We start from the raw sequence: 22,639 nt of genomic DNA, 5'->3' as shown, positions 1-22,639 counted from the left end.
ACAATGATGTTCTTTTTCGTATTTAATTTTGGTATGATTAAGACATGAATAGAAACAAACGTGTATTTTTATATTTATTAGCTATCTTAGTTGTGCTGTCAGTGGGATCAAGCATTGTTTCCGGTGCTATGTATTTTATGCGCCCTAAACAAGAGACTGTGAAGCAGGAAACCGAAACAAAGTCTGAATCGAAAGAAGAAAAAGGCAGTTCATCCTTTACCTTTGCGGGCGTAGGCGATAATTTGATTCATCAGGCTATTTTTTCGCAATATGAAATGGGTGCCACCGATTATGATTTTAATGAAGACTATGCCTTGATGAAGCCTTATATTGAACCGGCCGATCTTTCTTTTATCAATCAGGAAACAATTTGTGCGGGTGAAGAGTTCGGATTAAGTCATTATCCGCAGTTTAACGGCCCGACACAAATCTTGGATGCGGTTGCCAATACAGGATTTGACTGGTTAGCTGCCAGCAGTAATCACAGTTTAGATAAAGGTAGCGATGCCTTACTGGCGGAATTAAACTATCTTCATGAAAACTATCCGGATATTTCGGTGACAGGAGCATATCGCAGTGAAGAAGAATCTAATCAATACATCGTCCGTGAAGTGAACGGTATCAAGGTAGGCCTTTTAGGCTATACCTATGGTTTGAATGGAATTCCACTGCCGGAAGATATGCCATGGTTAGTGGAATTAATCGATGAAGATCAAATTCAAAAGGATATGGAAGCATTATCGAAAATCAGCGATGTGCAGATCGTCTCCATGCATTGGGGAACGGAATATCATACAGAAATTGAAGCAGATCAACAAGCCTTGGCGCAAAAGATGAATGAGTGGGGCGTTGAAGTTATTATTGGAACACATCCGCATGTCATCAAACCGACAGAAATCATCCAAGGCGAAAAACAGGATACTTTGTGCTATTATTCTTTAGGAAACTTTTTAAGTGCACAGGATACCAATGAAGGTATGGTTGGCGGTATGGCCAGCTTTACCTTACAGTATGATTTTGATACGCAGGAAACATTATTTAAAAATGTGAAATTTACACCAACGGTGATGTATTATGATCCTGCTTTTACTACTTTTAAAGTGATGACGATCCATGATTACAACGATGATTATATTCCAACACATTATGTAGCTTCTTTGGGCTATGATATGTCTAAGGCTTGGATTCAAAATTATGTAAAAGAAATCATGGGATCACCGGAAGGAATCGAGGTGGTAGTTGAATAATGAATCAGAAATTAGTTGCGGAAAATCGTAAAGCACGTCATGAGTACGAGCTGTATGATCGATTTGAAGCCGGCCTTTGTTTAAAGGGAACGGAAATCAAAAGTATTCGAAAAGGAAAAGTACAGTTAAAAGACTCTTATATTAGTTTTTATGGCAACGAGGCTTATATCAAGGGAATGCACATTGCACCGTATGAGCACGGGAATATATTTAATCATGAGGAAACAAGAGATCGAAAACTATTGTTGCATAAAAAAGAGATTTTGAAGTTGGAGCAGTCGGCACGTATAAAAGGCTATACGGTAGTACCTACACGACTGTATTTAAGTAAAGGCTTGGCGAAATTAGAGATTGCTCTGGCTAAGGGTAAAAATCTGCATGATAAACGAGAAGCGCAGAAGAAAAAGGATGCGCAAAAAGAGATTCAGAAGGCCTTGAAGAATGATTATTAGTGCGTTATAATGGCTTTCCTGGGGATGTTTATGGTATTCGATGAGTAAACGTTTGGATATGACCACAGCCACGAAGGACACGTGTAAAAACCACTTAAAATTAATTGCTAAAACTAAACTTGCTAATGTTTTTGGTGTAAACCAGAGCATGGCTTTCGCTGCTTAATTTAATTGCCTACGTTTGGCTTGCAGCCCCAATGGTCTAGGTTCGCTTTCTTATTAGCTATTGCAGGACACATAAAGAAGATAAGATGAAGTAGTGATCCGATACTTCATACGAAAATTTTAGGATCACATCTTAAGATCTTTGTTCTTATCCAAAGCTTAGGATTATTTTGATAAGAAAAGCTGTAAACGTTGTATCGTGGGACTTTGCTTAGACAGGAGTTCGACTCTCCTCATCTCCACCAATAGCTTGTAACTCCTTTATGTAAAGGAGTTTTTTTAATTTTTTTATCAAAAATTGCGAAAAAATTGCAAAAATTTGCGAATTTTATTCAATTTTACATGTTTCATCCAATATTTTTTTCATGTTTTGTCTCATAGAATCATATATATGTGCATAAGTTTTTCTTAGCTCTGTCACTGTATGTCCTAATCTTTCGGCAATCAAAGAATCATCGATTTTGTTTTTGATCAAAAAAGAAGGTATCAGAATATGGACAGAGATAAAGTAAACCAATCTCTGCTTTTCATGGTGGATATACAAGTCCTATAGCCATTTTTACGGAAGAAGGTAGGATTGAATCTGAAATTAATTATTACAGACGAAGACTCAATGAGTGTAAACCCATTGAGCTTTTTCTTTAGCGGACCAGAATTTTTTGTTTGATTTACATTTCTTCTTTTTAAATAGTTGGAATGTAGTCGAGAAATATGGTTATTCAAGAAAAGGTTTATGGAAACATATCAGAAGTGAGATAGCAAAGCTAATTTAATGTATACGTATAAAAATACGTATTAATATATTGACATACGTATATAAAGGCGTATAATATACTTGCAGGGAGGAAAAAAGATGCCAAAAACTTTTAGAGAAATTGTGAAAATCTTGAAAAAAAGATGGGTGGTATCAAGTTGGACAGAGCGGATCTCATGTGCAATTCAAACATCCAACAAAATCAGGAAGAGTTACAGTTCCTAAACATGGCGGACGGACAATCGCTCCGGGCACTGAAAAAAGTATCTATGACCAGGCTGGACTAAATAAAAAATAGCCCGGCAGGTCATAGGTTTGGCATCTCAATTATAAAAAAGAAAGGACGGAGAAAATGCTATGAAAGGATTAACTTATTTAGCTGTCTTAGAACCATCAGGAGAAAAATCGTATAGTTTGTATTTTCCGGATATGCCTGGTTGTTATTCAGACGGAAAAAATCTAGAGGATGCTTTAAAAAAAGCAAAGGATGCGTTGGAATTACATTATTATGGCATGGTAAAAGATGGAGAAAAGGTACCCAAATCAACAGGAAAGGTATCAAAGGAAGATGCAGAGGGATGTATTGTATGTCCGGTTACAATCTATCCTGATGTTGTAGTGGAAAAGTACAATAATAAAAAAGTAAAAACAAATTGTACTTTACCGGCATGGCTAAAAGAAATAGCAGAGAATAATCATATTAATTATTCACAAGTATTAGAAGCTGCAATTAAACAAAAGCTTGGATTGAATCAGTAAGAATTATAAAGAGTACACACTGTGTACCAAAAAGAGAGTATATTAATATCATCAAGAAGTCTCAGATAAAAAGTTTGAGGCTTTTTCTTTTGGAAAGAAGTGATTTTGTGGAAAGAAATAGACATGATCAAGGTGGTACCCACCGCCTAGCCTTTGAGCGGAATAAGAAAAAGATATTTGTTATTCAAGAGGTGTGTGGATTATGTGATAAGCCTGTCGGCTTTAGCTGCAAGTATCCTCATCTTTTATCAGCATGTATTGATCATATTATTCCCGTCAATTAAGGCGGACATCCAAGCGACATAAACAACTTACAGTTGGCTCATTGGACTTGTAACTGGCAGAAGCCCGATAGATTATGAAGGAGTAAGGGATCTAAAAAAAAGCCAAGAATATTTGAAGTGGTTCCCAAGCTAAGGATAAGATAAAAACCTACTTTATAATCGTGATTTTTTTCCATTTGGTTTATGATCAGCATAAACACATGAAAAAAGTTATCAAAAAATTGCTTTAGTTCGTTATCTTCGTTTTTATTGAAAGAGGTGGAATCATCATGAATTATCAGGATATTGGAATACTGTTAAGATGTAGTTAAAGCTAATTTTGCAGTTATTTTATCTTTGTATCTATTCAATATGCTATATCAGTCTATTTAGTGGATGTGCTTGCCTGACTCATCTGTAAGTGGCTCGAGAAGAAATTAAAGAAGTAGTGTAATGAGCACAAAAAAAGAGAGTTACTCTCCCTTTTTATGTTTCAGGCACTTTGCTCATTTGACTACCTGAATTACAGCATAGTATCAAGCATGGTCAATTTGTTAATCACACTCAATTTTGTCATTAAATTTCATATGTATATCAGCAGTGTTTACAAATAAAATAAATATGCAATTTGTTATGAAACAGCGCCTTCTGGAACAGATATATGTTCTTCTATCATCGTTTCAAGTAAGCCTTTATCTATTTTATCGATTTCTTCAGCCAGGTTGACCGCATGATCATTGATTCGATCATAATCGGTTAAGATTCTGGAGAAAGCAATTCCCAGTTCACTGGAAATAGTTTTGTCTTTTAAGCCCTGGATCTGAGCCGTTCTCCATTCCTGTGTGTTTTCATCGATTTGGTTATTGTAGTTGTTTGCTTTGTTTAGATCAAAGATAAAATCATGCATTTTGAAAGTTCTTTTTTTCATCTTTCGCAAGATTGTTTTTTCGGCATCATTTGTGGTTTCTTTCGATATAATCAAAGCCTGTCGATCCATATTGATCGCATAATCACTGATACGTTCAATATCGACTAACATCGTATAATAAGCGGTAAGTGTTTTTGAAGTTTCCTGATTTAAGTTGCCATAGGCAAAGGCATCGGTAATATATTTGGAGATCGCACTGTTCAAGAAGTTAACAGCCGCTTCTCGTTTCTGAATCGATTTGGAACGATCTTCTTTATAGTTGATCAGCTGATCAAAAGCATCCGATACGTTGGTATAGGCAAGCTTCATCATACGCATTATTTCATCATTGACCTGCTGCACATTGATGGCTGATAAACCAATGATTTTATTGCTTTTGGGTAGAGGCTGTAAATACATTAAACCCTCCGAATCCACCGATAATTTCTCACTTGGAAGAACGTGCTGGGCAAAGGCAGCTAAATAAGTTCCAAACGGCAACAACAACAGGGTGGTGACCACATTAAACAACGTATGCATATTGGCAATCTGCTGGGCTGCATTATCCGGTGACCATCCGGCAACCACGGAAGTGAGCGGCGTCAACAGACAAACCGTGGTAAAGATGATCGTACCGATGATGTTGAAACTCAAGTGAATAATCGTTGTCTGCCTGGCTTCTCGACTGGTTCCAAAGGATGCCAAAATGGCTGTAATACAAGTACCGATGTTTTGTCCAAACAATACAAAGACTGCACCATCCAAACCAATCAAACCACTCCGGGCTAAAGCCTGCAAGATACCTAAGGAAGCCGAAGAACTCTGAATGAGAGCGGTGAATAAAGCGCCTACTAAAATACCGATGGCAGGATTGGAAAAGTTTGTCAACAATGAGATGAACGCTTCGGATTCTCTGAGTGGACTCATAGAAGAAGACATCATGTCCATACCAATAAACAAAATACCCAAACCGGCAATGATCGAACCAAAATAATGAAGCTTTGGATTCTTCAAGAAAACGATCAATACAACACCGGCAAAGGCGATCAGTGGTGCAATCTCACTGACATTCAGTGCCACCAGCTGTCCGGTGATGGTCGTACCGATATTGGCACCCATAATGATCCAAACAGCCTGCTGCAAAGTCATCAAACGGGCATTTACAAATCCGATGACCATGACCGTTGTAGCACTGCTGGATTGAATGGCTGCAGTAATCAAGGCACCTACGATCACGCCAAGGAAACGATTGGATGTCAGCTTTTCCAGGATGGTCTTCAACCGGTCACCGGCTGCTTTTTCCAGACCATCGGACATCATCTGCATCCCATACAAAAACAGGGCAAGACCCCCAAGTAATTTCAAAATTAAAGAAAGATCCATAGTTTTCTCCTTTAAGGTTTACTTCTACATAATAAAAGGCAATGCCTATGATTTCAATAAAAAATATAAAATAATCCTTAAAAGGATGTTACACAGCTATAATCTTTTTATAAGAGATAAACATTAAAAAGTTTAAACCCTTAAAGCAATATAAATGCATTAAGGGTCTAAACATAGATCAGGAGAGAAATATATTATATGGAGTAATACTTCGATAAAAATTTAATCATGCGTTGAATATATTGTTTTTGAGCTTTAATACCTGTTCCTCCAGAGCCATTAAGCCAACTCATAGTGAAGTTCTCATTTTCGAAGAAAAATGTAATCGTACAACGCAAAAAGTTATTCTTAATTGCGATATTTTTTATTTGTGTTAAAGGAATATGAAATTTTCCAGTTACACGGGTAACATCCAGAGGATTTAAGAGAACTATATTCAAAAATGATTTGGTGATTCCTACATAACAATAGTTATTGAGATTACCGGTTGTTGAAGGAGCATCACCTAGAATAAATGCATATAGTTTAGGTGTGGTTCTAGAAAGTGTAGCCCAACTGACGGATACATATTTTTCACTTTCGGTTAATAACGGGAGCAGTTCTTTCATCATGCTCTTTTCATTCATAGTGATGGACATCATCATTAACTCCATTTTCCAATGTTTTATATAAAATTGAAAGATTTTCTTGTAATGTATGATTTTTATTAAATAATCCGGAAGTACCACCTGTAAATAATGTTGCTCCTGCCATTGCGCAAGATAAAATAGTATTTCTGTTTATATTCCCATCCACTTCAATGGGGATAGAAATGTTTTCTTTGTCCATGCGTTTTTTCATTTCCTTTATATGCTCTAAAGCCGGTTTATAAAATTTTTGACCTGAAAAACCAGGGAACACAGTTAGTTTTAATATAGAATCTGCCTCGTTAGCATAAGTTAAAAAATCATCTGGAACATCGGTGTTGCAACAAAAGCCTAATATTGCTTGTAAACCTGCTTGTTTGATGATTTTCAGATTACTTAATACATCGCATTTCGATTCGTAATGAATTATGATTCCATCGGCTTTATTTTTAATAAATGTAGGGATATATAATGTAGGTTCTTCACAAGCTAAGTGAACAATAATGGGTTTATCAGTTAAACTTTTAAATACAGGTAACATGCGATCCCCGAACATAAAACAGTTGTTGAATCTTCCGTCAACTACATCATAATGCAGATTTGAAATACTCGAATTATTGATTTCTTGCATTGAATCTTTAATATTACATAAATTAATACATGTTAATGACGCATTGATTTTGTATTTATTTAAATTTATCATGATTGTAACATCTCCTGAATTAGAGGTTCATAAGGAGTATGACGGCAATTTTTTAATGCCGCTTTTAAATAAGATTGACTAGTTTTGACATTATGTAAATAATGGTACTGTAGACCAAGCAGATATTCATATACTCCGATTCGAACACGATTAGCTTCTTTTGTGTAAGCATCTTTTTGTGATTTGAGTTGATCCAAGCTCTTTTTAATTTCTTGAATATGATTACTTTTCTTATCGGCTAGTATATCGTACATTATTTGCATCACATGATATTCGTTTGTGTTAGGATCATCCTTGCAAACAGAGAGCATTTCATGTGCTTTTTCAAATTGACTTGTTTCCAGATAAAAGTAAAAGGCATGTTTAGCTAATGGTAATTTTTGTTTTTTGCTCATTCTAAGCTTTTGGAACATGGTTGCATATTGTTCTTCTATCTTTTTTCTGTCGCCTTGCATAGTATAGGAAGTCAATCGCATAAATTCACGGTTATATGGCTTATAAGAGAACGTGCACCAAAAACTATCTAAAATTTCATCTAATGTATCATACTCTTTGTGAGAAAGGGCATCGGTCATTTTTTTATAAATTCTTTGTTTCATGAATTTAGGGAAAATCCATAAAATACCAATTGCAATAATTACAATAATGAATACAACAGTCAAGATAATACCTCCTAATACATACTCATTTTCAAATTCTCTTCGCAAACTTTTTTGAATTCATCAAAAGAATTTACTGTTAAAATTTCCTGCTTGAATTGATTGTTAAAAAGTAGTGGAGATAAATATTCCCATGCTCTAAAGGCTTCTAAATTATTATTCTGGATGCACACCAGAAAAATAAGATTCACATAGTTTCCTTCAATATCCCATTGAGCCGGTTTTTCTAATATGATTTCTCCAATAAAAGAAGCATTCGTTGTTGAGTGCATTGGATGGAGAATCGCAATGGAGTTTCCAAAGTAGGTACTTCCTAATTCTTCGCGCAATTCAATTTCTTCTCTTAAATTTTTGCAGTCATGTAGTTTCATTGCGGTAGATACCAAGCATTCTTGAATTTCTTCTTTTCTTGTAAAGTCTTTGATAAAAAATAGATTGGGATCAAAGAGCTTCATGATATCTTCTACATTTTTAAATCCTTCGATTCGTACCTTAATTTTTTCTAGTTCATTAGCGTCAGGGAAAAAGTTTATTTTTGTCGCAAGTCCGGATTCCGTTGCACGATTATCCTCCGTTGAGAAAAATAAGTCATATCGGTCTAAATCTAAAATTTCTAAATCCTTTGTTGTCACAAATGTAATAGAAGTAATATACTTTTGAAATTTATCATATAAGTATTGCTCTAATAAGAAATATTCAGACCGTTTTAAATTTGTAATGATGCATATTCTTTTATTTCCCCTTAATGCCGATAACTCCTGAATACTTTTATTAAAATAAATGGCCAAAAAGGCTGTTTCACTTTCCTTTATTTTGATTTTATATTTTTGAGATAATAAATATGAAAAGTAAGTCGCTATATCAAAAGCATATGGGAAGCTTTGTTTAATATAATCCAACATTTCATTTTTTATTTGAACATTATTTCGTGCCCGTGAAATCATGGGAACACAATGCAAGGCTAGTTCCATTCGAAGATTTACATCGTGTCTAAAGTCAGTTGGATAGACTTCATATATTTTTTGCAGAGCTTCTAAAATAAAAGCGTTTAAATCTTCAGATATATAATCGGTATTGCTAAAATTACTATGGTTGTTGATATAGAGACCTAAGAAGTTTATCTCTGTTTGTGGAACACGAATCAAGTAATGTTTTTCAATGCGATCAAATATTGTTTTCGCAATTTCGATTTCTATGTCATAATTTTGTCCATCGCTAATATCTTCTTCATTCAGATAAAAGAAATTACTGATGCGTTTAATAGAAATATTGATCCAAATAATAATGTTTTGAAATTCAACATCGGATATGGGATATCGCTTGTCTAAGAGTTCTTCCATTAGAATTTGTCGTATAAATTCAAACTGGGCTGATTCATTTGGAGATATTAAATTGCTGGGAATCATTTGGAAATAACTGTAGTCATTTTCCATTAAGCATATTCGTTTATCTCGCTCTAAACCATCGATATATACCAGCCCTTTTGTTTGAATAAGGCGTAAAGAGAATTTATTCAGAAGTTTTTCTAATTCTTTTAAATCGGTAGTTAAGGTAGACTTCGATACATAGATATAATCTGCACATTTTGTTAATGAAATACTTTGCCTTTGGTTTAAAAGAAAATGTAGAAGCTTGAATACACGATCATCTTTATAATTTAAAGATAGTTCATCAGATTGCATTCGTATCTCATTGAGTTTTTTAGTAAATTGTTCATTATCTACAATTTTGATACGGGTACCGAAAGGAACTTTAGATTCAATTATAAAAGCATTTTTATTAACAGAAGAAAAATCTTTTATCGCTTTGATATCGTTTTGAATTGTGCGAAGACTTACATTGTATTTGCTGGAAAAATAATTTGCCTTGAACCAAGAGCCCACTTTATTAGTGAGTTCAAAAAAAATACTTGCCTGTCGTTTCGTCAACATTTGCTATGCTCCTTTCTATTTTTATGGATACAGTAAACTTTATACATTCTATAACTATAATAACGGAAGTATAAATGTGGAAAATATTGCCTTTTGCGTAATTAATATGCAATAAAAATTAAATAAAGATTGCGTAATTAATCTGAAAATGATTAAAAAAAACGCAATCTTTTCTTTTTTATAATGCCTTTAGAAAAGCATAAACAAAAAAGGAGGATTATATGAAAGCATGTGTAATCGAAAAACCACTGCATTACAAAATTGAAGATTTACCAATTCCTCAACCAAAACCGGATGAGGTATTACTGCGGGTGACGACAGCAGGAATCTGTACCAATGATGTCAGAGATTACAAAGGATCCAAGTATACCTATCCTCGCATAGGAGGACATGAATATGCCGGTATAGTTGAGAGGCTTGGAACTGACGTAGATACTTCGTTTTTTAAGCCAGGCCAGAAAGTAGTCAATTATATCATTGAAGAATGTGGAATGTGTTATAGCTGTAAGCATAATGCAGAAAATTTATGCGATGCTGCGGAATCCGGAAAAGTATTTTATAACGAAAATGGTATTTCTGGATATATGGGTTATGCCGAGTATGTTTGCGTAAAAGCCAGACATCTGTATCACTACAGCGATTCTGTTTCAAATGAAGAAATCGCATTTACTGAACCTTTGGCATGTGTCATTAACAGTATCAATAAAACGAATATTCGCATGGGTGATGATGTAGTGATTATTGGTGGTGGTGTCATGGGTTTGCTTCATGTCTTATGTGCCAAAAAACAAGGCGCTTATGTCATCGTAAGTGAGACGGATGCAAAGAGAAGAGAAATCGCATTAAAAATGGGAGCTGATAAAGTCATTGATCCTATTCATACAGATCCAGTAGAAGAAGTCAAAAAGTTGACTGGACAAAGGGGAGCACAAGTTGTATACAACACAACCGCTATTCCTGCTGTTGCCAGTCAGGCTATTGAGATGGTTGCAAAAAGTGGAACGGTAAATATGTTTAGTTCCATGCATCCGAATGATCCAATCTTAGTTGATGCAGGTAGACTACATTCTCAGGAAATCAAGGTTACTGGGACAGTTAGTCCAACGGAATGCTCTTTTGCACAGGCTGTAGATTGCATAGAAAAAGGAATCATTGATGTCAAACCTTTAATTGACAAAGTATTTGATTATAAAGATGTGACAGAAGCTATGGAATATGCAGCTAGACCAGATACATATAAAGTCATGCTTAAATTCTCAGACTAGGAGGGACAATCATGAAAATAGTCAATGGATTTGATTTAATGGATTATGCTCAAAAACGTAATGTTATGTTGCCAGCTTTTAATACAACGAATTTGGAAATGACCAAAGCCATCATTCAAGGATTGAACTCAGTACATATGCCGGGGATGATTCAAATTTCATCAAATAATCTTCATCTTTCGGATCCGGAAACGATTGCCTTTCTGGTTAATAAATTTTTAAAAGGGACGGATACACCTATTGGTTTGCACTTGGATCATGGAAAAAGTTTTGAGGATGTAAAAGCGTGTGTAGATGCAGGTTTTACTTCCATCATGGTAGATGCATCAGATCAAGATTTTGAAGGGAATATTGCGGAAGTGAAAAGAACGGTAGAATACTGTCATTTTTATAATATTCCAGTAGAAGCTGAACTAGGTGCCATTATGGGCAAAGAGGATGATCATGTCAGTGAAGCAGACTGTCATACAGATCCGGCGCTGGTAAGAGAATTTGTTGAAAGATCGGGTTGTGACTTATTGGCTGTATCTATTGGAAATGTACATGGATTTGATGTAGAACCAAAAGTTGATCTTGATTTGTTGAAGAAAATAGCCGGAGTGTCTCCGGTGCCTTTGGTTCTTCATGGTGGTTCTGGAATACCGTTTGAACAGGTCAAAGCAATGAAACAATATAAAATGTTGAAGATTAACTACGGTTCCGATTTAAGGTCAGCATATATCAAAACTTTTGGAGAAGCATATGAAAAGAATCACAAAGAAGCAAATTTGTTTGGGTTGTGTAAGAAAGCCGTAGAAAATGTGGCCAAGACAGCTAGTGATTTAGTTTTGATTATTAATGACATGAAGTAGGGATACTATGTTTGCGATTGGATTTGATATCGGGACATCTTCTTTAAAAACATTAGTATTGGATGAAAAACAACAAGTTTTATTTGAAAAAAGTTATTCATATCAATATCAGGAGTTAAAAGATGGTTATCGCCAAATTGACCCCATAGTATGGACTGATGCTGTAATGACAGGCTTAAAAGAAGCAATGGATGTAATTGGTGATAAAGGAGAAGTTGTGATTGGTGTAACCGGGCAAATGCATACGACGGTTTTTTTGGATAAAAATGGAAAACCTGTTTATCCAGCTATATTATGGAATGATTTGCGAACAGCCCATATTGTACCAGCACTAAAAAAAGAACTTTCAACGTATCCAGAAACGAAATACATTTCTAAAATCATTTCTCCTGGATCTCCGGCTGCGAATACAATATGGTTTCATAATGAGCACCCTGAACGCTTTAAAACAGTTTGCCATATTCTTACTCCTTATGATTATATTGTTTATTTTTTAACGGGTAGATATAGTCAGGACTATTGCGATGCTTCTACAAGCTCAATATATGATATTCAATCTAAAATGTGGTCGAGTATTATGATGCAGAAATGCAAAGTAACAGAAAGTATTTTGGGTAAAGTTATGCCAAGTTGTCAAATAGTCGGTAAAGTGTTACCGGAAATCTGTGATGAGTTGAAATGCAAGAATGCACCAGAAGTCATCGTAGGTACTGGAGATAACCCGGCGAATGCGGTTTCTTTACATCTTATCGAGCATAAAGATCCTGTCATTTCTTTAGGTACATCAGGCGTAGTTTTAATAGCTAAAGAAGATGGGGATTTTGAAGGAAAAGGAAAAAATGTTCTTTTTAGTAAGGATGGAAATCATATTGTGAATATCGTACAAGGGACAGTCCGTTCTGCTGGTGGAGCACAAAGATGGTGGGTGGAAAATGCAGTACAGACATCGGATTTTGGGGTAGATCAGAAAAATATCCTGGAAGATGATCTTGGCAATAATAGTGTGCTGTTTTTTCCGCATATAACAGGAGACAAACTCATTTATCAAGATTTGGATATTCGTGGAGCATTTATTGGATTAAGTGCATCAACGAAAAGAAAAGATATGACACAGGCGGTGATGGAAGGCGTAGGATACGCTTTAAAAGAAGTTATGGAGAATATGGGATTGAAAAACTGGCCACAGAAGATTCGCATTAATGGTGGAGGAACGAAAAGTGAAATATGGATGAGAATACTTTCTTCTATTTTAAATGTTCAATTAGAAGTGGTGAGGGGCAATGCATCTCCATGCTTTGGTGTTTGCCTTCTGGCTCTACAGTCAAAAATGGATTTGGAATACGCAGTAGAAGCACCACAAGCAATATTTTACCCGGATAAAAAACGTGTGCATAAATACAACGAAGGGTATCGCAAATATAAGAAGATCTATACAGCTTTGAAAGAAATTGCGTAATTAATATGAATTTCATTGTGATAAATATAACAAGGTTTTGTTTACAATTAGACCGTAAGATGTAAACGCTTTCAGTCGAATGTTTCAAAACCGTACTTAATGGAGGGAGGATAATATGAGAATTATTTTAGTATCTCATGGTTCTTTTTCGAAAGGGCTGTATCAAACGATGGAAATGGTCCTTGGCCCGCAGGAGAATTTATCCTATGTTGGACTATATCCTGAGCAAGGGGTAGACATCCTAAAAGAAAACATTGAGAAAGAATTTAAAGAGGCTAAAGAAAATGAAGAAATTTTGGTCTTAACAGATCTTTTTTACGGAAGTCCATTTAATGCCGTTGTGCAACTCATGAACAAATACGATGTCTATCATTTAACAGGGATAAACGTTCCATTGCTAATGGAGATTTTGATTATGAGAAGTAACGGTAAAAATGCAGAGGAAATTTGTGAAGAAGCAATGAAACTCGCCGGAAGCACAGTACAAGATGTCCGTAAATATCTTGCGGACATGATGAAAATGGAAGAGGAGGATGAAGAATGCGAAACATCGTTTTAGCTAGAGTTGATGACCGATTGATACATGGTGAAGTGGTTACTGCATGGACACCTAGTTTAAGCGCAAATCGAATTGTCATTGTTGACGATCAGGTAGCTGCGGACAAGTTTAATAAACGCGTATTGATGGCATTAGCTCCACAGGGAACTAAAGTAGCTGTATTGACAGTTGAAGGAGCTACAAAAGCTTTACAGAAACCAGATCCAGGTGGAGAAAGAGTTATTGTATTAACAAAAACACCTATTGTATTTGAACAACTCATTGATGGAGGAGTTGATATCAAAGAAGTTTGTCTTGGAGGAATGGGCATTCGTGGTGATAGAAAACCATTTGTAAATAATGTGTCTGCCAGTCCTGAAGAAGTCGACTCGATCCGTCGTATGCGACAAAAAGGTGTGAATGTTTATTATCAATTAGTACCTGAGCAGAAGGTTGTCGATATTTCAAATTTGTTATAGCGACAGAATCTGCAGACATAAACATAATAGGAAGAGAGGAGAAAGATTTATGTCAATTTCGGTTTTACAAGCTGTCCTTCTGGGAATCTTGTATTGGATCGGTGAAGCAAACCTTCCATTTGTTGGTTTGTGGACCATTCAGCGACCATTGGTTTGTGGTTGGATTGCCGGGATTATTTTAGGTGATCCACTAACAGGAGCTATGGTCGGAGCTTCTATCAACTTGGTTTACCTAGGATTCATTTCAGCTGGTGGATCCATGCCTGCTGATATGGCTTTAGCTGGTACTTTAGGTGCCACTTATGCCATTACTGGTGGACTGGATGCTGATACAGCATTGGCATTGGCAGTTCCAATTGGTATCTTAGGAACATTAGTTTGGTATGCTCGTATGACATTGGATTCAATTTTTGTACATGTCGGAGATAAATTTGTAGAAAAAGAACAATATAATCGTCTTTGGATCTCCAATGTATTATTACCACAGATCATGGCTGCTGTAATTTGTATCATTCCTTGTTCATTGGCTGCATATTTCGGTGCTGCTTATATCCAGGATTTTGTAACGATGCTTTCTGGAACACCATTAAAAATATTCCAGATTATCGGTGGATTAATGCCGGCACTAGGTATTGCGATTACTCTACAATATATTTTTAAAGGTGAGAGTCGCGTGTTCCTATTCTTCGGATTTGTCGTTGCAGTTTACTCTGGATTAGGATTATTACCTTTAGGTGTAATTGCTTTATTGATTGCTTTGATCTATGTCCAATTAGCTTACAAACATGGAAATGATAAAAGCTCAATTGCACAGGAAGCTGAATTAGAGGAGGATTTCTAACATGGCAGAACAAAATAAAATTAAACATGTCATTCCTAAGAAAGCCTTGTATCATGCAGCTTTCAACTGGGAAACTTGGGTACAGTGTTGTTATAACTATGAACGTATGATGGGTATGGCCTGTGGACATACATTTGTACCGGTCATCAATTATTTATATAAAGATGACCCTGATGGTGCAGCCAAACGTAAAGAAGTTATGGAACGTGAGATGGAATTCTTTAACGTTCATATTGAATTTGGTTCTTGTATTTTAGGTATGGCCATTGCATTGGAAGAGCAGAAATCTCTTGGTGAGCCGATTCCAGGTGATTTTATCACTTCTTTAAAAACTTCTTTGATGGGACCTTTGGCTGGTATCGGTGATACCATTTATCAAGGTGTATTGATTCCAATCTTATTGGCAATTTGTATTGATATCACGTTAACTGGTACTGTTTGGGGATCTATTGCATATTTAATTTTGATGCTTGCGATTTCTTATGTGTTTAGTTTTGCAAACTTCTTCTTTGGTTATCAGCAAGGTTCGGATGCCATTATGGATTTCCTTGAGAAAGGGGTATTGGACAAACTGTTGTTAGGTGCTCAAGTCATGGGATGCATGGTTATGGGTGGTTTGATTGCCAACTATGTTACTTGCTCCTGCGGTCTTGAAATTGTAACTTCTGGTTCCACCTTTAATGTACAGGAAACTTTGTTTGATGCCGTTATGCCAAAGATTCTTCCATTAGGATTTACGATGCTTGTTTACTGGTTGATGAAGAAACGCTGGACTTCCATCAAAATTATTATTCTAATTGTTATCATTGGTGTTGTTGGAGGACTTACTGGAATTTTAACAGCATAATTTGAAAGGAAGAGACTGGTGAAATATGCTGTGTCTCTTCTTTTGTTTATTTAGAGGAGGAAATAAAATGAAAGCTTGTGTATTGGTTGAACCTGGCAAATATTCTATTGAAGATATTCCAATGCCGGAGATTAAAGAAGATGAGGTTTTAGTTAGAGTTTTAACTTCAGGGATTTGTGTAAATGATGTAAGAGATTATAAGGGAAGCAAATGGTCATATCCTCGTGTGGGCGGTCATGAATACAGTGCTGTTGTCGAAAAAATAGGCAATGATGTAGATCCGTCAATGGTTCAAGTCGGAGATCATGTAATCCCATATATTATCGATGATTGTGGAATATGCTATGACTGTAAACATCATCATGAAAATATTTGCGCAAATTTCACAAAAGGAACTTCTTATTTTAATCCAGACGGACTTTCAGGGTTCTTCGGGTTCTCTGAGTATGTGGCTGTTCCAGCAAGACATTTATATGTATATCCAAAAGAAACTCCGGATGCCCAAGCGGCATTTACAGAACCGCTTGCATGTGTTATCAACAGTATCAATCGCTCTAATATTAAGATGGGTGATGATGTAGTTGTGATTGGCGGTGGAGTAATGGGTCTTTTGCATGTATTATGCGCAAAGAAACAAGGTGCTCGTGTTATCTTGAGTGAAACGGATGCAGCTCGTAGAGAATTTGGTTTGAAAATGGGAGCTGACGTGGTAATAGATCCATTGGAATCAGATCCGGTTGAACAAGTAAAAAAACTAACAGGGGGTCGCGGTGCAAACGTTGTAGAAAATACAACGGCAATTCCATCGGTTGCGGCTCAGGCAATTGAAATGACCGCAAAGAGTGGGGTATGTAACATGTTTAGTTCGATTCATCCTAATGATCCGATTTTAGTCGATGCCGGAAGATTACATTCGCAGGAAATTGTAGTGACTGGTACACAAAATGGTACCATTGAAACTTTTGCACAAGCAATTGACTGTATTTCAAAAGGAATTATTAATGTTAAGCCTTTAATTGAAGCAGTTTATCCATATCAGGAAATTAAAGAAGCTATGGAATGCGCTTGTAGACCAGATACTTATAAAGTCATGGTTCAATTTTCTAAATAAACAAGGAGGATCATCATGTTAGCTACTTTGAATGATATTTTTAAAATGGCAGAAGAGAAAAAAATCGCAATAGGTGCTTTTAATGTTGTAAATTTTGAAAACATTTTAGCGGTATTGGATACAGCAGAGAAATTGAATATGCCTACAATTCTTGCCTTTGCTCAAACTCATGAAGAAAACAACGTTATGGATTTGGATACGATTGGACCTGTTATGGTGTTAATGGCTAAACAAGCTAAAGTGCCTGTTGTTGTACATTTGGATCATGGAATTAATTTAGATTATATTGAAAAATCTTTAAAAATGGGATTTACATCCATTATGTTTGATGGTTCTGCTCTACCATATGATGAAAATGTAGAAATGACTAAAAAAGCGGTTGAAATGGCACATAAATATAATGTAAGTATTGAAGCTGAAATCGGAAAAATGGCAGGTATTACATTAAATAATGAAGGGATTACTGAAAACCGTAAATCAGATAGAAGTAATTATACAGATCCGGCAGAGGCAAAAGATTTTGTTGAAAAAACAGGGGTTGATTGCTTGGCTTGTTCTTTCGGAACAGTTCACGGAGAATATTTTTCTGAACCAAATCTAGATTTTGATCTAGTAAAAGAATTAAGTGATGCGACAGGAGTTCCTATTGTGATGCATGGCGGTAGTGGAGTAAGCCATGAGGATTATAAAAAAGTTATAGCCAACGGAGTGCGTAAAATCAATTATTTTACTTATATGGATAAAGCCGGCGGGGAAGGTGCCAGTGCAGCTTGCCCAACAAAATATTTCCATGACATCGCAAAAGCCGGCCAGGATGCGATGCAAAAAGATGTAGAATCGGCAATGCGTTGTTTTGTGAACATGAATTAGGTGATTATTATGAGAATTGATGCAGAACATTTTGAAATCAATGATTATCTAGGTCAAGTTTTTGAATGCGATTGTCAAAGAATTCATACGACAAATCTTTCTACAGTCCAAATAAAAGACAATGTAAAAGAGGATATTGCTGATTTTTTGTCGAAAAAAGGATACAAACATATCTATATAATTGAAGATGAAAATACTAAGCAAGCTTATGGGGAAGAATTAGAAAACTTTCTGGTCAAAAAGGGTTTTGCTTTAGATTCAATTGTTTTAAAAGGCGAAGTTGTTCCCAATGAGAAAGCTGTCTTTGAAATTCTTTTAGGGATGAAACAAAAATATGATTATGTTCTTGGAATAGGCTCTGGAACTCTTAACGATCTTAGCAAATTTATCTCAAAAAAAATTGGACTTGATTATGGTATTGTGGCAACTGCGCCAAGCATGGATGGTTTTGCTTCTGTAGGTGCTGCGTTAATTACTGACGATCTTAAGACAACCTATGATTGCCATGTACCTACAGCTATTTTTGGAGATTTGGAAGTCTTAAGAAATGCGCCGATTGATATGATCAAAGCAGGACTTGGTGATATTATTGGAAAATATAACTGTTTGGTTGATTGGAAAATAGCACATATCATTAATGAAGAATACTATTGTAAGACAATTGTGGATATGGTGTATAAATCAATTCAAGAAGTTGTTGATAACGCAAATGGTGTACTAACTCGAGATAAAAAAGCGATAAAAGCCATAACAGAAGCCCTTGTCGAAACGGGAATGGCTATGGGCTTTGTTGGCAATTCAAGACCAGCTTCCGGCAGCGAACATCATGTATCTCATTATTGGGAAATGAAATTTTTGTTTGAACATAGGCCTCCTGTTTTCCACGGAACAAAAGTAGGGTTGGCAACCCCGGGGGTGATAGCGCTATGGTATAAGCTGATCAATGAAGATATTGACTTTGAACAGTGTAAACAAAAAGTAAAAGCATTTGATTATGAGAAATGGGAAGCATTGGTCAAAGATAAGTTTGAAGGAGCTGCAAATGGTGTTATTGCTTTAGAAAAGAAGGCTGGAAAGAATAATATTGAAAGTGCATTGAACCGTATTGATACCATTGCAAACAAATGGGAAGATATTAAAACAGTTATACAAAATGATTTACCTAAACCTGAATATGTTGTTCAAATTTTGAAGTCAGTTGAAGCCGCATACCGTCCTGAGCAGGTAGGCATTGATGAAATGATGACCAAAGACAGCTTAATTTTGGCAAAAGAGGTACGTGTTCGTTACGGATTGTTGCAATTGCTATGGGATCTTGGGTTATTGGAAGATTACAGTAATGCATTTGTACAATATTATCGTTCGAACTAGGAAAGTTTATGTTAACAGATTTAAATGAGATCAAAGAAAGAATGAAGGGAATAAAGGCCTTTGTTCTAGATATGGACGGAACGATTTATTTGGGGAATGAACTTTTTCCTTATACCCATAAGTTTCTTGATAAAGTAGAAGAAACGGGACGTAAGTATTATTTTTTTACGAATAATTCATCGAAAGATTTAGATACGTATATTTCTAAATTATCCAAAATGAATATTCATATTACTGAAGATCAAATGATGGTTTCTACGGATGTTATACTGGAGTATCTACATGAACATCATAAAGGGGAACATCTGTATGTAGTGGGTACACCGGCCTTGTTAAGGGCATTTGAAAAAGATGGATGGATCTTAGATGATGGAAATCCGGATGTTGTTATTTTAGGTTTTGATACGACTTTAACTTATGAAAAGTTGGAGAAGATCTGCACATTTATTCGGCATGGGAAGACGTATTACGGTATTAATCCGGATCTGAACTGCCCCATAGAAGGGGGAGAGTTCATACCGGATTGTGGTAGTATCGCAAGATGTATTGAATCCAGCACTGGGGTATATCCAGAGTTTTTTGGTAAGCCTAGTCCAAGGACACTGGAATATATTCAGAAAGTGACAAAATTAGAACCGGAAGAGATTGCCATTATAGGCGATCGTATGTATACCGATATTGCTGTGGCTGAGGGAAGTGATATCGTTAGTGTTCTAGTATTAAGCGGAGAAACGAAAAAAGAAGAACTGAAGAATTATTCTACACAACCGGATATTATGGTTGATAATATTGGTCTTTTGACTAATCTTTTAGACAAGATGTAAAAATTTAAAAAATAGCTAGAGGGTTTGCATCATCTTCTAGCTATTTTTTTTAGAATTTATGTGTATTGAATAGTATTCTTTAGTTGTCTGGCAGAATATATTCATACTTTTCAATTATTTGATTTACAAGTAACGAACTATTTGCATTATCTAATTCTTTTCTAAACTCCTCGTTTTGAAATAGATTTAGGAGATGAAAAAGTGCTTTTAAATGCGTTTTATTATCTACTGCACTTAATGTTATGACATATTTTATAGGATCAACTTCAGGAGAATTAAATATAATAGGCTTTTCAAGCCTGATCATATTCATTCCTGTTTTATAGCTTCCTGATTCCAAACTTGCATGAGGAATGGCAAGGCCGGGCATTAAACAAAAATAAGGACCTAGTTCTTTAGCGTTTTCAATCATGTTCGATATATAATCCTGCTCAATATATCCATGTTCTAATAACGGCATAGCTGATTTTCTAATAGCATCTATCCAATCAGTGGCCATTATATTTAATTGAATAAAATTCGGTGATAGTAGCTGGTGTAAATAAGGTGAAGTTAGCTCTTCCTGATATGTTTTTGTATGATTAAAAAAACTACGTAGCTGCTTCTTTATTTCTTTATAAATAATTTCTGCATTATCAGGAATCATGTTATAAAGGATTGGTCTTATGACATTTGCAATATCTCCAGCTGTAATCTCCTCTTGTTGTTGGCGAATAGGTGTATGTTTTCTTGCCTGTAATTCTGCGATTTTATTTCCAATTGTCCTATAATCCTCTTCATTAAGAAGTGATGATATAACAATAAAATCTATCGGCGCATTTTGTATAGGTATGGTTGATATCAAAAAATCAGCACTATCTTTTTTTAATTTGGATATTTGATGTGAAGAAATTACAGAGGCAATATTTAGGTGATACATTTTTTTAAGTTTTGCTGCGATATATTCTGATGTTCCTACTCCTGCATTACAAATAACTACAACATCGTAAATGATTTTAGAATTCCTATATCGTTCAATGGCTGCACAAAAGTGTATGACTATATATATAATTTCTTTATTGGTTAATGTTCTGCCGAAAAAATTCTCAACTGGTTTTATGTTTTTACTTACTGCATCGACTATTTTTTTTTGCGATTTTTGTATATCAGATATGACTGGATTGTCGATATAAGTAACAATATATTGGTTATAGATTGAAGTTAAATGGTTTGATAAGTTTTCATACAACTGATAATCGCTGGTTAAATCTATGTGCATGGATTTTGATACATCGCTAATTAATTTTCGAGCACAAACCTGAATCGCGATAGATTCTTTATTATTTGTAATGGTTGATTGATATATGATTTCATTTTTAATTTTCAATGCTAATAAATACGCTTCGGCCTCAGTTGTATGTATTTTACAATATTGGCAAATATATCTTAATATATCTTTGGCTATATGATATTCTTCACCATTTACTTTTCTGTGCCTGCTAATATAGTGACAATTGGCATTTCTATCAATAAGTATAATTAAAAAATATCGAAGATCATGAAAGGATTGATCGCTGAAGTTTATCTGATATTCCATCTCAATTTCTGAAATAATGTTATCGATGATTTTAATGTTTTTATTGGATAAAATTATTCGATTATTTAATAAATAATTAGATAATTCATGATTTAAACTTTCTGGATTAAATATTTCAGTCAAAGCATTTCTGATATTTATTTCTAATCCTTCAACATGTAAGCCTTTATTGGGATATGTCTGCAAAGTCAAAGAAAAACCAGATAGGAACTTTCTAATGTCAGGAAGGTCTTTTACAATAGTTGTTCGGCTGAAATACAATGTATCAGCAATTTGAGATATGGTGATATAGTTTGGTTCTAACATTATCATAGCTGCAGCAATGATGACACGTTCATGACGTGATAATCGATAATAATAAAAATCATCAATTTTTAGAAAAGATCTGCATAGAAAAAAATCTTGACTTGGTATGATGCGTCCATCGCTTTGAATAATCAATAATTTGAAACCATAAGTATAAAGAAATTGGTTGATGGACTTCAAATCATTATATATCGTTCTAACGGTTACATTGTATTGGCTTGCGAGTTGTTTAACTGTATATGCTTTTTCATTGTCACTTAGACAGTTAATTATATCTATTATCCTTTGACTCAATTCATATTTCTTTTCCATACTAAAATACCTGCTCTAATTATCATAAGATATTTATAAAACTCATTAAAATAATAGCATATAAATTTTTGACAAATAGTATCTTTTTTTTCTTCTCATGAAATCAAAGATATTAATACACTAAGTTTCACTGTGTGGAAATA

Annotated in this window: 21 protein-coding genes, 1 other RNA gene and 2 pseudogenes; 17 read left to right on the top strand and 7 right to left on the bottom strand. The window is 35.1% G+C overall.

Annotated elements, in window-relative coordinates; genetic code table 11:
- Window positions 1-44: 44 nt before the first annotated feature.
- The 3 genes from ACTQX6_RS09065 to ssrA all read left to right on the top strand — a co-directional run bounded on the left by ACTQX6_RS09065 (window position 45) and on the right by ssrA (window position 2,109).
- Window positions 45-1,247 (top strand): CapA family protein, encoded by a 1,203-nt coding sequence (locus ACTQX6_RS09065; protein ID WP_294688567.1) that lies wholly within the window; start codon window positions 45-47, stop codon window positions 1,245-1,247.
- Window positions 1,247-1,699: an SsrA-binding protein SmpB gene (smpB, locus tag ACTQX6_RS09060; protein ID WP_022790381.1), complete on the top strand. Its 453-nt coding sequence runs from the start codon at window positions 1,247-1,249 to the stop codon at window positions 1,697-1,699. The genes ACTQX6_RS09065 and smpB overlap by 1 nt, the downstream gene beginning before the upstream one ends.
- A 20-nt stretch (window positions 1,700-1,719) precedes the next feature.
- Window positions 1,720-2,109, top strand: a transfer-messenger RNA (tmRNA) gene (gene ssrA, locus ACTQX6_RS09055).
- An 83-nt stretch (window positions 2,110-2,192) separates the two neighbouring features.
- Here the strand turns inward: ssrA and ACTQX6_RS09050 are convergent.
- Window positions 2,193-2,339 (bottom strand): hypothetical protein, encoded by a 147-nt coding sequence (locus ACTQX6_RS09050; protein ID WP_441657716.1) that lies wholly within the window; start codon window positions 2,337-2,339, stop codon window positions 2,193-2,195.
- Window positions 2,340-2,766: 427 nt separating this feature from the next.
- On the opposite strand from ACTQX6_RS09050, the pseudogene ACTQX6_RS09045 reads away from it, so the two are divergent.
- From ACTQX6_RS09045 to ACTQX6_RS09035, 3 genes and pseudogenes are all read left to right on the top strand, one after another.
- Window positions 2,767-2,916 (top strand): annotated as a pseudogene (locus ACTQX6_RS09045) (type II toxin-antitoxin system HicA family toxin); the annotation flags it as partial.
- 59 nt (window positions 2,917-2,975) lie between these two features.
- Entirely contained in the window at window positions 2,976-3,377 is a 402-nt protein-coding gene (locus tag ACTQX6_RS09040) for a type II toxin-antitoxin system HicB family antitoxin (protein ID WP_294687288.1), read from the top strand.
- A gap of 293 nt (window positions 3,378-3,670) precedes the next feature.
- Window positions 3,671-3,739, top strand: a pseudogene (locus ACTQX6_RS09035) (HNH endonuclease); the annotation flags it as partial.
- 532 nt (window positions 3,740-4,271) lie between these two features.
- On the opposite strand, the gene ACTQX6_RS09030 reads toward ACTQX6_RS09035, so the two are convergent.
- The 5 genes from ACTQX6_RS09030 to ACTQX6_RS09010 all read right to left on the bottom strand — a co-directional run bounded on the left by ACTQX6_RS09030 (window position 4,272) and on the right by ACTQX6_RS09010 (window position 9,849).
- Complete coding sequence (locus tag ACTQX6_RS09030; protein ID WP_294687285.1) at window positions 4,272-5,930, bottom strand: Na/Pi cotransporter family protein; 1,659 nt, start codon at window positions 5,928-5,930, stop codon at window positions 4,272-4,274.
- Window positions 5,931-6,124: 194 nt separating this feature from the next.
- Window positions 6,125-6,556, bottom strand: a complete 432-nt coding sequence (locus ACTQX6_RS09025) for a hypothetical protein (protein ID WP_441657429.1) — start codon at window positions 6,554-6,556, stop codon at window positions 6,125-6,127.
- Window positions 6,549-7,259, bottom strand: a complete 711-nt coding sequence (locus ACTQX6_RS09020; protein WP_294687282.1) for a ribulose-phosphate 3-epimerase — start codon at window positions 7,257-7,259, stop codon at window positions 6,549-6,551. Before ACTQX6_RS09020 ends, ACTQX6_RS09025 begins: the two co-directional genes overlap by 8 nt.
- Complete coding sequence (locus ACTQX6_RS09015) at window positions 7,256-7,921, bottom strand: hypothetical protein (RefSeq protein ID WP_294687279.1); 666 nt, start codon at window positions 7,919-7,921, stop codon at window positions 7,256-7,258. The genes ACTQX6_RS09020 and ACTQX6_RS09015 overlap by 4 nt, the downstream gene beginning before the upstream one ends.
- Before the next feature lie 11 nt (window positions 7,922-7,932).
- Complete coding sequence (locus tag ACTQX6_RS09010) at window positions 7,933-9,849, bottom strand: BglG family transcription antiterminator (RefSeq protein WP_168966208.1); 1,917 nt, start codon at window positions 9,847-9,849, stop codon at window positions 7,933-7,935.
- A 221-nt stretch (window positions 9,850-10,070) separates the two neighbouring features.
- Between ACTQX6_RS09010 and ACTQX6_RS09005 the strand changes: the two genes are divergently transcribed.
- From ACTQX6_RS09005 to ACTQX6_RS08955, 11 genes are all read left to right on the top strand, one after another.
- Window positions 10,071-11,114: a zinc-dependent alcohol dehydrogenase gene (locus ACTQX6_RS09005; protein WP_294687274.1), complete on the top strand. Its 1,044-nt coding sequence runs from the start codon at window positions 10,071-10,073 to the stop codon at window positions 11,112-11,114.
- Between the two features lie 11 nt (window positions 11,115-11,125).
- Window positions 11,126-11,965 carry a class II aldolase gene (locus ACTQX6_RS09000; protein WP_294687272.1) on the top strand — a complete coding sequence of 280 codons (840 nt, stop codon included), beginning with the start codon at window positions 11,126-11,128 and terminating at the stop codon, window positions 11,963-11,965.
- 7 nt (window positions 11,966-11,972) lie between these two features.
- The gene (locus ACTQX6_RS08995) at window positions 11,973-13,421 is read left to right on the top strand and encodes a xylulokinase (RefSeq protein ID WP_441657428.1); all 1,449 of its coding nucleotides are present in this window, start codon (window positions 11,973-11,975) and stop codon (window positions 13,419-13,421) included.
- 115 nt (window positions 13,422-13,536) lie between these two features.
- Window positions 13,537-13,980 carry a PTS sugar transporter subunit IIA gene (locus ACTQX6_RS08990; protein ID WP_168966203.1) on the top strand — a complete coding sequence of 148 codons (444 nt, stop codon included), beginning with the start codon at window positions 13,537-13,539 and terminating at the stop codon, window positions 13,978-13,980.
- On the top strand, window positions 13,962-14,438 hold the full coding sequence (locus tag ACTQX6_RS08985; RefSeq protein ID WP_168966201.1) for a PTS system mannose/fructose/N-acetylgalactosamine-transporter subunit IIB: 477 nt from the start codon (window positions 13,962-13,964) through the stop codon (window positions 14,436-14,438). The genes ACTQX6_RS08990 and ACTQX6_RS08985 overlap by 19 nt, the downstream gene beginning before the upstream one ends.
- Window positions 14,439-14,487: 49 nt before the next feature.
- On the top strand, window positions 14,488-15,279 hold the full coding sequence (locus ACTQX6_RS08980) for a PTS mannose/fructose/sorbose/N-acetylgalactosamine transporter subunit IIC (RefSeq protein WP_206198264.1): 792 nt from the start codon (window positions 14,488-14,490) through the stop codon (window positions 15,277-15,279).
- 1 nt (window position 15,280) lies between these two features.
- Window positions 15,281-16,126, top strand: coding sequence for a PTS system mannose/fructose/sorbose family transporter subunit IID (locus ACTQX6_RS08975; protein WP_294687265.1), 846 nt, complete (start codon window positions 15,281-15,283; stop codon window positions 16,124-16,126).
- Between the two features lie 67 nt (window positions 16,127-16,193).
- A complete protein-coding gene (locus tag ACTQX6_RS08970) occupies window positions 16,194-17,237 on the top strand; it encodes a zinc-dependent alcohol dehydrogenase (RefSeq protein ID WP_294687262.1) in 1,044 nt (347 codons plus the stop codon).
- 15 nt (window positions 17,238-17,252) lie between these two features.
- Window positions 17,253-18,107, top strand: coding sequence for a class II fructose-bisphosphate aldolase (locus ACTQX6_RS08965; RefSeq protein WP_294687259.1), 855 nt, complete (start codon window positions 17,253-17,255; stop codon window positions 18,105-18,107).
- 9 nt (window positions 18,108-18,116) lie between these two features.
- The gene (locus ACTQX6_RS08960; RefSeq protein WP_294687256.1) at window positions 18,117-19,478 is read left to right on the top strand and encodes a sn-glycerol-1-phosphate dehydrogenase; all 1,362 of its coding nucleotides are present in this window, start codon (window positions 18,117-18,119) and stop codon (window positions 19,476-19,478) included.
- Between the two features lie 8 nt (window positions 19,479-19,486).
- Complete coding sequence (locus tag ACTQX6_RS08955) at window positions 19,487-20,302, top strand: HAD-IIA family hydrolase (RefSeq protein ID WP_441657427.1); 816 nt, start codon at window positions 19,487-19,489, stop codon at window positions 20,300-20,302.
- Window positions 20,303-20,381: 79 nt separating this feature from the next.
- Here the strand turns inward: ACTQX6_RS08955 and ACTQX6_RS08950 are convergent, their stop codons facing one another.
- The gene (locus tag ACTQX6_RS08950; RefSeq protein ID WP_441657426.1) at window positions 20,382-22,496 is read right to left on the bottom strand and encodes a BglG family transcription antiterminator; all 2,115 of its coding nucleotides are present in this window, start codon (window positions 22,494-22,496) and stop codon (window positions 20,382-20,384) included.
- Between the last annotated feature and the right edge of the window lie 143 nt (window positions 22,497-22,639).

Source organism: Faecalicoccus sp. LCP19S3_E2, assembly GCF_052121255.1.
Classification (GTDB): domain Bacteria; phylum Bacillota_I; class Bacilli_A; order Erysipelotrichales; family Erysipelotrichaceae; genus Faecalicoccus.
The sequence above is the reverse complement of the archived record's forward strand: the minus strand, read 5'-3'. Positions and strand labels throughout refer to the sequence as shown.